The sequence below is a fragment of the Methylorubrum sp. B1-46 genome (genome assembly GCF_021117295.1).
Taxonomy (GTDB): domain Bacteria; phylum Pseudomonadota; class Alphaproteobacteria; order Rhizobiales; family Beijerinckiaceae; genus Methylobacterium.
In genome coordinates, this window is record NZ_CP088247.1 from 4,421,421 (window position 1) to 4,433,816 (window position 12,396).

The 12,396-nt window shown below is 70.7% G+C and carries 7 protein-coding genes; 2 read left to right on the forward strand and 5 right to left on the reverse strand.

Annotated features, from left to right (window positions below; genetic code table 11):
• Positions 1-7 precede the first annotated feature (7 nt).
• The 3 genes from LPC10_RS20620 to LPC10_RS20630 all read right to left on the reverse strand — a co-directional run bounded on the left by LPC10_RS20620 (position 8) and on the right by LPC10_RS20630 (position 6,246).
• Positions 8-1,681 (reverse strand): bifunctional diguanylate cyclase/phosphodiesterase, encoded by a 1,674-nt coding sequence (locus LPC10_RS20620; protein WP_231347105.1) that lies wholly within the window; start codon positions 1,679-1,681, stop codon positions 8-10.
• Positions 1,682-1,910: 229 nt separating this feature from the next.
• The gene (locus tag LPC10_RS20625) at positions 1,911-2,855 is read right to left on the reverse strand and encodes an outer-membrane lipoprotein carrier protein LolA (protein ID WP_231344114.1); all 945 of its coding nucleotides are present in this window, start codon (positions 2,853-2,855) and stop codon (positions 1,911-1,913) included.
• Positions 2,856-3,000: 145 nt separating this feature from the next.
• Complete coding sequence (locus tag LPC10_RS20630) at positions 3,001-6,246, reverse strand: DNA translocase FtsK (protein ID WP_231344115.1); 3,246 nt, start codon at positions 6,244-6,246, stop codon at positions 3,001-3,003.
• A 405-nt stretch (positions 6,247-6,651) separates the two neighbouring features.
• Here LPC10_RS20630 and LPC10_RS20635 point away from each other — a divergent pair, with 405 nt between their 5' ends.
• Positions 6,652-8,724: an NAD(+) synthase gene (locus tag LPC10_RS20635; RefSeq protein ID WP_231344116.1), complete on the forward strand. Its 2,073-nt coding sequence runs from the start codon at positions 6,652-6,654 to the stop codon at positions 8,722-8,724.
• 28 nt (positions 8,725-8,752) lie between these two features.
• Here LPC10_RS20635 and LPC10_RS20640 read toward each other — a convergent pair whose 3' ends face one another.
• Together LPC10_RS20640 and LPC10_RS20645 are read right to left on the reverse strand one after the other, a co-directional pair.
• Positions 8,753-9,199 carry a response regulator gene (locus tag LPC10_RS20640; RefSeq protein ID WP_231344117.1) on the reverse strand — a complete coding sequence of 149 codons (447 nt, stop codon included), beginning with the start codon at positions 9,197-9,199 and terminating at the stop codon, positions 8,753-8,755.
• 142 nt (positions 9,200-9,341) lie between these two features.
• Positions 9,342-10,442, reverse strand: a complete 1,101-nt coding sequence (locus LPC10_RS20645; RefSeq protein WP_231344118.1) for a histidine kinase dimerization/phosphoacceptor domain -containing protein — start codon at positions 10,440-10,442, stop codon at positions 9,342-9,344.
• A gap of 468 nt (positions 10,443-10,910) precedes the next feature.
• Here LPC10_RS20645 and LPC10_RS20650 point away from each other — a divergent pair, with 468 nt between their 5' ends.
• On the forward strand, positions 10,911-12,386 hold the full coding sequence (locus LPC10_RS20650; RefSeq protein ID WP_231344119.1) for an MFS transporter: 1,476 nt from the start codon (positions 10,911-10,913) through the stop codon (positions 12,384-12,386).
• The last annotated feature ends 10 nt before the right edge of the window (positions 12,387-12,396 follow it).

Below are 12,396 nucleotides of genomic sequence, written 5' to 3' on the forward strand. Positions count from 1 at the left end.
TCTTGGATCAGGCGTGGGCGACGGCGGGCGACAGCAGCGCGGCGGCCTGGGCCGCCGGCATCGGGCGCCCCGTCAGGTAGCCCTGGACCTCGGTGCAGCCCTCGGCGCGGATGGCGTCGAGCTGCGAGGCGGTCTCGACGCCCTCGGCGGTGGTGCGCATGCCGAGGCTGGCGCCGAGCCGGGCAATCGCCCGCACGATCGCCCCGCACTCGGCATTGCCCTCCATGCCGCGCACGAAGGACTGGTCGATCTTGATCTTGTCGAAGGGGAATTTCTGCAGGTAGCTCAGGGACGAGTAGCCGGTGCCGAAATCGTCCATCGAGATCCTCACGCCGAGCGCGCGCAGGCCGTTGAGCACGTCGAGCACGCTGTCGGTGTTCTCCAAGAGGGCGCCTTCGGTGATCTCCAGCTCCAGCCGGGTCGGGTCGAGGCCGGTCTGGGCCAGCACGTTCATCACCGTCTCGACCAGCTTGCCGCCGCGGAACTGCACGGGGGAGAGGTTCACGGCGATCGAGGCGGGCTGCGCCCAGGACGCCGCCTCGCGGCAGGCGGCGCGCAGCGCCCACTCGCCGATGCCGACGATGATGCCGATCTCCTCGGCCAGCGGGATGAACAGGGCCGGCGAGACCGGGCCGCGCTCGGGATGGTTCCAGCGCAGCAGCGCCTCGAAGCCGGTCACCTGGCCCGTTTCCAACTGGATCTGCGGCTGGAAGGCGAGGTCGAACTGCTTGAGGGCGAGGGCCCGGCGCAGGTCGATCTCCAGGCTGCGGCGCGCCTGCATCTGCGCGTTCATCGCCGGCTCGAAGAAGCGGTAGGTGCCCCGGCCCTCGGCCTTGGCCCGGTAGAGCGCGAGGTCGGCGTGCTTCAGGAGCGCGTCGGCGTCGCTCCCGTCGGCGGGGGCCAGCGCGACGCCGACGCTGACGCCGACATTGAGCATGTGGCCGTCGACGACGTAGGTGCGCCCGACCAGATCGACGAGGCGGCGGGCCAGAGCCTCGGAGGCCTGCGGCTGCTCGGCGCCGGGGAGAGGGCCGACTTGAAGGATGGCGAATTCGTCGCCGCCGAGCCGCGCCACCACGTCCGCGCTGCGGGTGGCCTTGCGCAGGCGCTCGGCGACCTTGCACAGGAGCGCGTCGCCGACCGGGTGGCCGAGGGTGTCGTTGACCGCCTTGAACCGGTCGAGGTCGAGCATCAGCACCGCGAGCGGCGCGCCGGTCCGGCCCGCGTCGGCCAGCGCCGCATCGAGGCGGTCGCGCAGGCCGACGCGATTGCACAGGCCGGTCAGCGGCTCCTGCCGGGCGAGCGCCGCGCCGCGGAGCTGCTCGGTCACGTCCTCGAAGGTGAGGGCGAAGCCGCCGACGGAGAGCGGCGCCAGCGCCGCCTCGACACGGCGTTCGCCGGTCAGCGTCAGGGGCGCCCGGATCGGGCGGCCCGCGCGCAGGGCGTCGAGAAGCGCGTCGAGAATGGGCTCAGCCTCGGGCTCCGCGGCCCCGGACGGCGCCAGCAGGGCGGAGAGGGACAGGCCGAGCGGTTCGGCGCAGGAGAGCAGGGCTGCCGCGCGGGCATTGGCAAAAAGAACGGTGCCGCCCGCGTCGAGCAGGAGAAGGGGGGCGGCCATCTCGGCGAGCGCCGCCTCGAACGGGAGGGAGGTCGGAGGCGACGGAGCGGCGAGGGCGGACATCAAAGCGGACATGCGGCCGGACAGCGTCCCGTGAAGGCCGCCCTTCGTGGGCGGCCCGCCTATTGGCCCGGCCTCCTCTCAACGGATGCTTAAAGCGCGCGTTCGACACAGCGTATTGTTGATGTTGCTCCAAGAATTTTGGCGATTACAACATAGGATATGGCGGTCGATTTCTGGGATCGGGGATCGAAAGCAACTCATGTTGCTTTCCCCGGACGCGCCTCGCGGATCAGGGATTGCGCCCGTTGATCTGCTGCTGCATCGCCTTGTCCTCGGCGCGGCCGTAATTGATAAAGAACAGCGATCCGTCGACCGCCTTGCCCTTCTGCAGGTTGGAGAGCTGCACCGTGGTGAGGTAGCCCTGCGGATCGGTGATCCGCCACTGCGACAGGGTCTTCATCTCGGCGTCGAAGTAGAGCTGGATCTTCGACGTGCCGCCGAGCGTCGAGCGGTCTTCCAGCCCGATCCGGACGCCGCCCGGATCGTTGGTGACCTCGCTCACCGTCAGGTCGCGGGCGAGGTCGATTTTTTCGCGCAGCAGGAATTTCAGCGGCGTCTGCGAGATGAAGTAGAGATCCTGGGTGTTGAGCTTGCGATCACGCACGGCGACCGAGGTGCCGTCGGCGATCACTTCGAGCGGGGAGGGCTGATCGTACTCGAAGCGCAGGCGTCCGGGCTTAGCGAGCGTGAGCTTGCCGCCGATGCGGCGCCCGTCGGCGCCGATCTGGATGAACGAGCCGGTCAGGGTCTGGAAGCCGTTGAAATAGGCGTTGGCCGCCGCGACCACGGTCGCCGGGTCGGCGTCCTGCAGCGAGGCACCGAGATTGGGGGCGCCCACCGCCGCAACCTGGGTGCCGGACTTCGCGGCCGGCGTCGCCGGAGCGCCGGGCTTGGTCGCCGCCTTCAGGCTGCCGGTCTTCTCGGCGGGTTTTTCCGCAGGCTTCTCGGCCGCCTTGTCCGTCCCTTTGCCGGGCTTCTGTGCCGCCTTCTTGGCCGGGGCCGGAGCGGCGTCCGGTTCGGGCGCAGCGGCCGGGGGCGGGGCCGGCTCCTCCTTGCGGCCGAACAGGCCGTCGAGGAAGGAGGAGACCTGGGCGTTCGCCGGAAGCGGCTGGAGCGCCAGCGCGGCGACCACGAGCAGCGGACCGGCGGCGGGGCGGAGGCGTCGGCCAGTCATCGTGTGGGCATCTCCGAAAGCTTGCGGGCGCGCGGGGCTTTTGCCGTCCCGGTGCGGACGCGCGGCTGCGGCGCGTCCGGAAGTCGTGTTCGCCGGTAGAGCCGGCCCCTGTGGCGAATATGCGACGGGGGCCGGATCTTGAGGGTCACTCGTCGTCGTAGCCGCCGGACGGGGCGCCCGCGAGGCCCTCGACCAGGATCTCGCGCTTGCCGGCGTGGTTGGCCGGCCCGACGATCCCCTCGATCTCCATCCGCTCCATGATCGAGGCGGCGCGGTTGTAGCCGATCTGGAGACGGCGCTGGATGTAGCTCGTCGAAGCCTTGCGGTCGCGCAGGACCACGGCGATGGCCTGCTCGTAGAGTTCGCCGCCTTCCGCGCCCGCGGTCGCCGCGAAGGCGCCGATGTCGAAGACCGGGGCGTCGGACTCCTCGGCCTCGGCGAAGTCGTCCTTCTCGGCTTTCGCCGCGGCGCGCGCGCCCTTGGCCGGCTTCTCCGGCTGGTCGGAGGAGCCGTCATCGGCGGTGACCGCCTCCAGATAGGAGGGCCGCCCCTGAGCCTTGAGGTGGGCAACCACCGTCTCGACTTCCGAATCCGAGCAGAACGGCCCGTGCACGCGCGTCGTGCGCCCGCCGCCGGCCATGAACAGCATGTCGCCCTGGCCCAGCAGCTGCTCCGCGCCCATCTCGCCCAGGATCGTGCGGCTATCGATCTTGCTCGTCACTTGGAAGGAGATCCGGGTCGGGAAGTTCGCCTTGATCGTGCCGGTGATGACGTCCACGCTCGGCCGCTGCGTCGCCATGATCAGGTGGATGCCCGCCGCGCGTGCCATCTGGGCGAGACGCTGGATCGCGCCCTCGATGTCCTTGCCCGCCACCATCATCAGGTCGGCCATCTCGTCGACCACGATCACGATGTAGGGCAGGGCCGAGAGGTCCATCTCCTGCTCTTCGAACACCGCCTCGCCGGTGGTGCGGTCGAAGCCGGTCTGGACCGTGCGGGTGATGACCTCGCCCCGCTCGCGCGCCTCCTTCATCCGGGCATTGTACCCGTCGATGTTGCGCACGCTGATCTTGGACATCTTCTTGTAGCGCTCCTCCATCTCGCGCACCGCCCATTTGAGGGCGATGACCGCCTTCTTCGGATCGATGACGACGGGGGAGAGCAGGTGCGGGATGCCGTCATAGACCGACAGTTCCAGCATCTTGGGATCGACCATGATCAGGCGGCACTCTTCCGGCTTCAGGCGGTAGAGCAGCGAAAGGATCATGGTGTTGATGGCCACCGACTTGCCCGAGCCGGTGGTGCCGGCGACCAAGAGGTGAGGCATGCGGGCCAGATCCGCGATGATCGGCTCGCCGCCGATGTTCTTGCCGAGGCACAGCGCCAGCTTGTGCTTGGTCTCGACGAAATCGACCGAGGCCAGCAGCTCGCGCAGGTACACGGTCTCGCGCACCGGGTTCGGCAGCTCGATGCCGATCACGTTGCGGCCGGGGACGACGGCGACGCGGGCGGAGACGGCGGACATCGAGCGGGCGATGTCGTCCGACAGGCCGATGACGCGGCTCGACTTGGTGCCGGGCGCCGGCTCCAGTTCGTAGAGGGTGACGACCGGGCCGGGGCGGACCGCCAGGATGTCGCCGCGCACGCCAAAGTCCTGCACGGTCTGCTGGAGGTTGAGAGCGTTCTGCTCCAGCTCGTCCGCATCGACCTCCTCGCCGTCGGGCAGCGGCGGTTCGGCGAGCAGTTCGAGGGAGGGCAGCTCGTAATCGGCATTGCCGACGAACGACGCTTCGAGATGGCGGCCGGCGGGGATCAGCGTCGGACGCTCGGGCAGGAACGCCCGCGGACGGTTCTCGGGCTCGGCGGCGGCCACGGGTGGGGCGGCTTCCTCCTCGAACGCGTCGGCGGTCTCCGAGACGGCCTCTTCGAGGATCTCCAGAGCCTCCTCCTGCACGGTCTCGATGACCGGCTCCTCGGACGGTTCGGTTTCGGCGCCGGGCTTGGTGCGGAGCAGGACCGGACGGGCCGGGATCGTCAGCGGTGCCACCGCCTGCGAGGCAGGGGAGGGGGCCTGCGGTGCCGCCTGCATCGGCGCCGGCGCCAGAAACGGCGTCGGAACCTGCATCGATGCCGGCTGTGCCGCGAAAGGCTGTGCGGTGAAGGGCGCAGGCGCTGCGACGGCGGCGGGAGCGGGCGCCACGGCTTGCGGCGGGGCATCGGGGGCAGCCTGCGGCACGGCCCCGGCAGCCGGACGGACCGGGCGGATCGCGGCGCGGGCGGCCATGGCGTTCGGGACCGGACGCGGGACGGCAGGCGCGACCGACTCGGCGACCTCGACCATCGTCTCGGCCGGGCCGAACCAGCCGTGCAGGGCCGACCAATCTGGCACGTCCGACCAGTCGGACGGCTCGGCCGGAACCGGCGGGATGAAGGGCGCGTAGAGCGAAGCGAACGAGGCGACCGCCTCCACCGCTTCCGCCGCGACGGGGGCGGCAACCGGCAGGCTCTCCGGCACGGCGGCTTCAAGGCACGGCGCCTCGGCCGGGGCCGGCACGGCCTGCGGTGCGGCGGCCGCGTGTCCGGCCCCTTGCATCTGGACGACGGGCTTCGGCCGGCGGTCGGGGGTGCGGAAGAAGCTCACGCCCGGCGGGGGCACGAACGGACGGCGCCAGCTCGGCACCTCCGAGACGGCCTGCTCCGCGCGCAGACGGGCCGCTTCGGCCTCCTCGGCGGCGAACTGCGCCGCGCGCTCGGCCGCCTCGCGCTCCGCCGCTTCGCGGGCGCGCTGCGCCTCCAAGGCCGCGGCCTCGGCGGCGGCCTGGGCGTCGAGCAGGGCCTGGGCGCGGGCCTGCGCCTCGCGCTCGGCCTCCAGCGCCTGGCGACGGCGCTCCATCAGTACGGTGTCGGGGGTGCGGGTGAAGCGCACCGCCTCGGGCAAAGGCGCCTGCGGCACGCCGTAGGACCCGCCCGGAGAAGCGGGGAGGGCGGCGGCGAGGGGGGGCGGCACCGGGACGATGCCGGCCTCCGGGGCGATCGCCGCCGGGCGGCGCGGCGTGCGCACCAGGACGCCGGGACCGGAGGCGCGGGGATCGATGCGGCTCTCGAACGGCATCTCCGAGCCGCCGTCGTAGGAGAGGGCCTGGCCCGGGTGAACCGGGGCGGGCATCTCGAACAGCCCCTCCTCCGCCGCGGCAGCCCAAGGCTCCTGCCCGGCCGGCGTACGGCCGAGCATCGTTCCCGGCGGCACCAGCCAGCTCGGCACGCTGCCCGCGTCGAACCCGTCGGTGCCGGGCTGCGGCAGGGCCGGATGCGGCAGCGCCTGCGGGAGCGCCCGCGGCGGGGCCGGGGGCGCGCCGGCGATGCGCCGGGCGAGGTTGGAGCGCAGGCTCATCAGCCGATGGGCGATGCCGCCGATCGACCGGTCCAGGCGGTCGCCGCCGCGGCTCGGCCGCGACGGATCACGATGGGAATGGGGAGGCCGTCCCGATGCGCGCATGATCTGTGAGATGACTCGAAACAAGGTCCGGCTCCTGCGGAGCGGTTCGAGCCCCAAGCTAGGCGGATCGTCGTTAACGAACGCTTGCCCTCCCCTTCGCCGCATCGTCCCAGGCCGCCGGTGCAAGCGGAACGCGAACCGACTATCATCGAGCGCGGTTGGCGCTTTGCGGCGATGTTTCGAGATCCGGTGCGAGAGCAGGCCTGAGGCGTGGCCTTGCCGTACGTTGGGCTTGAGAAACGACGACCCGCGAGACACTTGGCAGGGGATCCTGCCATATCAGGTGAGCTTCGAGACCCGGTGACGACTCTGAGCCAAGAACCCGTGAGCCCCAAAGACTTCCGCTCGCTCTACCGGCACGGCTTCGCCCGTGTGGCGGCCTGCACCGGGCGCAGCCATCCGGGCGATCCGGCGGCCAATGTCGAGGATATCGTGTGCCTCGCGCGGCAGGCGCACGGGGCCGGGGCGGCGCTCGCGGTCTTCCCCGAACTCTGCGTCTCCTCCTACGCCATCGAGGATCTGCTGCTGCAGGCGACCCTGCTCGACGCGGTCGAAGCCGGGGTTGCGCGGCTGGTTGCAGAGAGCGCCGGGCTGACGCCGCTCCTCGTCGTCGGCGCGCCCCTGCGCTGGCGTAACCGGCTCTACAATTGCGCGGTGGCGATCCGCGGCGGGCGGCTCCTGGGCGTGGTGCCGAAGATCTATTTGCCGAACTACCGGGAATTCTACGAGAAGCGCCACTTCGCCTCGGGCGCCGGAATCATGGCCGAGACGATCCGTCTGGCCGGACTCGAAGCGCCGTTCGGCACCGACCTGATCTTTTCCGCCGAGGACCTGCCGGGCTTCCGCCTCGCCATTGAGGTCTGCGAGGATCTCTGGGTGCCGCAGACGCCGGGGATGGAGGCGGTGCTGGCTGGCGCCACGGTGATCGCCAACCCCTCGGGCAGCCCGATCACCGTGGGCCGCGCCGATTCCCGCGCACTGCTCACCCGCGCCGCCTCGATGCGCGGCCTGTGCGCCTACGTCTACGCCGCGGCCGGAACCGGCGAATCCACCACCGACCTGTCCTGGGACGGGCAGACCAGCATCGACGAGAACGGCGTGCGGCTGGCCGAAGGCGCGCGCTTCCCCGAAGGGCCGGTGGTGACGCTCGCCGATATCGATCTCGACCTGATCGCCGCGGAGCGGCTCCAGGCCGGCAGCTTCGACGACAATGCCCGCACCCAGAGCCTCCGGCCCTGGCGCACGGTGTCCTTCCGCCTCGATCCGCCGCAGGGCGATCTCGGCCTGGAGCGACGGGTCGAGCGCTTCCCCTTCGTGCCCGCCGATCCGGCGCGCCTCGCGCAGGATTGCTACGAGGCCTACAACATTCAGGTCGCCGGCCTCGCTCAGCGTCTTGCCGCGACCGGCACCAAGCGGGCGGTGATCGGGGTCTCCGGCGGCCTCGACTCGACCCACGCGCTGATCGTCGTGGCAAAAGCCTTCGATCGCCTCGGCCTGCCGCGGAAAAACATCCTGGCCTACACCCTGCCGGGCTTCGCCACCTCCGACGAGACCAAGACCAACGCCCACGCCCTGATGCGGGCGCTCGGCACCACCTCGGAGGAGATCGACATCCGCCCCGCCGCCCGGCAGATGCTGAGCGATATGGGCCACCCGTTCGGGCGGGGCGAGGCGGTCTACGACGTCACCTTCGAGAACGTGCAGGCGGGGCTTCGCACCGACTATCTGTTCCGGCTCGCCAACCAGCACGGCGGCATCGTCATCGGCACCGGCGACCTCTCGGAGCTGGCGCTCGGCTGGAGCACCTACGGCGTCGGCGACCAGATGAGCCATTACGGCGTCAATGCCGGCGTGCCCAAGACCCTGATCCAGCACCTGATCCGCTGGGTGATCTCCTCCGGCCAGTTGGGCGCCGAGGAGAACCGGACGCTTCAGGCGGTGCTCGACACCGAGATCTCGCCCGAGCTCGTGCCCGCCTCGGAAGGCGAGGGGCCGCAGAGCACGGAGGCCAGGATCGGCCCCTATGCCTTGCAGGACTTCAATCTCTGGTTCACCCTGCGCCACGGCTTCCGGCCCTCGAAGATCGCCTTCCTCGCGTTGCACGCCTGGGGCGATGCGCGACGCGGCGACTGGCCGCCGGACTTTCCGCAGGCCAAGCGCGTCGCCTACGACTTGGTCGAGATCCGGCGCTGGCTCGGTGTTTTTCTCGACCGCTTTTTCCGCTTCAGCCAGTTCAAGCGCTCGGCGCTGCCCAATGGCCCGAAGGTGTCGGCCGGCGGCTCCCTCTCGCCTCGCGGCGACTGGCGCGCGCCGTCGGATGCCAGCGCCCGCGCGTGGCTCGACGAGTTGGAGCGCAACGTCCCGACGGCCTGACGGCGGCCGAGCCGCCGTCAAGGGCGGTTCAAGGGGCTCCGCCCGCGTCCGGGGCGGGATGGAAGCCGTCGAGCGTCGCGACCGCGGGCGTCTGTCCAGCCCGGCGCTGGGCGACGTAGTCGAGGACGCCCACCACGGCGCGCTCGGAATAGGGCTTGGCGATGACGCCGAGCGCACCGGCGAAGTCCGGCGGGATGCGCTTGGCGTTGGCGGTCATGAACACCACCGTGATCCGCGGGTCGCCCGCCAAGGCGCGGGCCACCTCCACGCCGGTCGGGCCGTCGACGAGGTGGATGTCCACGAGTGCCACGTCCGGTCGGGCGCTGCGGCCGAGCGCGATGGCATCCGCCGAGCAGCCCGCCACGCCGACGCTGACATGGCCGAGATCTTCCAGAAGACATTCCAGTTCGAGGGCGATCAACACCTCGTCCTCGACGACGAGGATGCGCAGGGGCGCCTCCCTCACCTCGGCCATCGCGGCTCTCCCGAACTCGCTCGTCTCCCCGATCCGACGGTCTCCGCCGGATCGGTCAAGATCGCGTTCGCCGGAGGCGGAACCGGCCGATCGGGGTGCCGATGGCGGTGGAACCGGCCCGGCCGACGGGCTGACGAAGCCTTCACAGCGCGTCGGCCCCGGTGAGCGGGATCGTGATCGCGATCCGGGTGCCGGGCCGGGCATCCGACCATTCGAGGGTTCCGCGCAACTGGCGCACCACCATCTCGACGAGGGTGCGGCCGAAGCCGGCGGGGTTGGGAGAGGCCGTGCCCATGCCGATGCCATCGTCCTCGATGACGAGGCGCATCCCCGCCTCGCAGCGGCGCGCCTCGATGGCGACCCGGCCGCGGCGCTCCTCCGGGAAGGCGTGGTGCAGGGCGTTCGTCGTCAATTCGTGGATCAGCAGCGCCAGCGGCGCGGCCATGGCGGCGGAGAGCGCCAGGGCCTCGATCTTCGTCTCGATCCGGGTGCGATCCTCGTCGAGGCCGGCGGCGAGGTCGGCAATCAGGTCGGCGGTGAAGTCCTTGAAATCGAAGCGGGAGACGTCGCCCTCGGAGTAGAGCATCCGGTGGGCGGTGGAGAGGGCGCTGATCCGGTCGGCCATGGCCTGGAGCGCGTCGCGGGCCTCGCCCTCGGGCGTGCGCCGCGCCTTCAGCAGCATCAGCGAGGAGATGACCTGAAGGTTGTTCTTGACCCGGTGGTCGACCTCGTGGAGCAGCGCCGTCTTCTGTTCGAGCGCCGAGCGCAGGTCGGCGGTGCGCTCGTTCACCTCGCGCTCCAGCGCGTCGTTGGCGTCGCGCATGGCCAGTTCCAGGCGGTGCTTGTCGGTCATGTCGGCCTGGGCCGAGAAGAAGAACACCACCTTGCCCGCCGCGTTGCGGACCGGGTTGATCGTCATGCCGTTCCAGAACGGGGTTCCGTCCTTGCGGTAGTTGAGCAATTCGCCCTCGAACGGCCGGCCGGCGGAGAGCGCTCTGCGCATCCTTTCGAGCACGCCCGCGTCGGTGAGGGGGCCCTGCAGCAGGCGGCAATTGTGGCCGTAGATCTCCTCGCGGTCGTAGCCGGTGAGCGCCAGGAAGGCGGCATTGGCCCACACGACGGGATTGTCGCCCTGCCCCGGATCGGTGACGACCATGGGTGTCGGGCTCGCCTCGAAGGCCGCCGCGAACACGTCCACCGTGACGCCCGCGGGCAAGCTCGCTCCTTTGGGAAAACCCGTCATCTCGAACGCCAACAGAGGCACGCCGCGATGGAGTGCGGCACATGAACCGGAGTCTCCAGGCGCATTCCGCAGCGTCCGGCCCCGCGACTCAAACGAGCCCGGCCCGTCCCCGTTCCGTGCGGCCAAGCACGCAGACCAAGCACGCAGGCCGAGCCGTCGAGCCCGCGGCACCCCGGCCGCGCGTCGGCGCTGGGGTTACACTTGCGTCAACCATGTTCGTCCATAAGGGGCCCGGGATTCCGAAGCCGCGCTTGTCCTGCAAGGGAGGCACACGGGGAGCTGGCGGGCGCAAGGCCGCCATGTTTTCCGCGGAGTCGTATCGCAGATGCGCGAGCGAACGACGCGCCTGCGTCCGGGCGACCGGCCGCTCGCCGCGTCCCGGCTCCGCGAAATCTCGGATCCACGAAGTCTCGGATCCACGAAACCCCGCACCCGCCTCCGGGTGAAGGCTCCAGGGAGTTCCACGCGATGGCGGCGCAAGCAGCGGCCCAGACGGCGCAACCCCGCAAGTTTCGCCTGCGGGACATCACCGAGGATCGCCGCGTCGCCCTGATGCTGGCCCTCGGCTTCGCCTGCGGCCTTCCGATCCTGCTCGTGTTCTCCACGCTCTCGGCCTGGCTCGCCACCGCCGGCATCCAGCGCACCAGCATCGGCCTGCTCTCCTACGTCTCCTTCGCCTACTCGCTGAAGTTCCTGTGGGCGCCGGTGATCGACCGCTTCGACCTGCCGGTCCTGGCGCGCTGGCTCGGCCGCCGCCGCGCCTGGATGGTGGCGGCGCAGATCGCGGTCGCTCTCGGCCTCATCGGCATGAGCCAGGGCGATCCGGCGGCCTCCTTGAGCTTCATGGTGATCTGCGCGCTGCTGACCGCCTTCGCCTCGGCGACGCAGGACATCGTGGTCGATTCCTGGCGCATCGACGCGGCCCCGACGGAGCGGCAGGGCGTGATGCTCGCCGCCTACCAGCTCGGCTACGCCATCGCCCGCGCCTTCGCCGGGGCCGGCGCGCTCTACATCGCGCAAGGCGCCGGCTGGAGCCTCGCCTACGGGGCGATGGCGGCGCTGATGCTGGTTGGGCTCGTCGCCGCCCTGCTCGCCCCGCGCCAGGACCCGGTGACGGTGCCGGGCGAGCGGCGCTCGCTCGCCACGACCCTGCGCGTGGCCGTGGTCGATCCGTTCTCCGACCTCGTGCGCCGCAAGGGGGCCCGGCTGATCCTGATCCTGGCCCTGATCATGTTCTACCGCCTGCCCGACATCATCTCGGGCGTGATGGCCCAGCCCTTCTACATCGAGAAGGCGTTCACGCTGACCGAGATCGCCAACGTCACCAAGGTCTACGGCGTCATCGTCGGCATCCTGGGCGCCTTCGTCGGCGGGCTCTCCGTCATCCGCCTCGGCATGAACTGGACGCTGCTCATCGGCGGCATCATCGGTGCCGCCTCGAACCTGATGTTCACTTGGCTCGCGCTGAGCGGGCCGGAGCGGGCGGCGATGCCCTTTTTCTGGGTCGCCAACGGCGGCGTCGACACGGGAGACCTGATGCTGCTGCTCCAGGCCAATAGCGGGGCGGGGGGCACGCTCATCCCCTGGATCCCCGAGCGGGCGCCGCTGTCGCTGTTCGTGCTCAGCATCTCGATCGACAACTTCGCCGGCAACTTCGCGGGCACCGCGCTCATCGCCTACATGTCGAGCCTGACCTCGCCCGCCTTCGTGGCGACGCAATACGCCCTGCTCTCCTCGCTCTATGCCCTGCCCGGCAAGTTCGTCGGGGGCTTTTCCGGATTCATGGTCGACGCGATGGGCTATCCGGCCTTCTTCGCGGCGTCCGCCGCGATCGGCATTCCCGTGGCGCTGCTCTGCATCGTCCTGATGATCCTGCGCGAGGGGCGGGAGGAGCCCGTGCCCGAACCCGCTCCCGAAGCGGAGGCGGTCGCGATGAAGGTGTGACCCCGGCCCG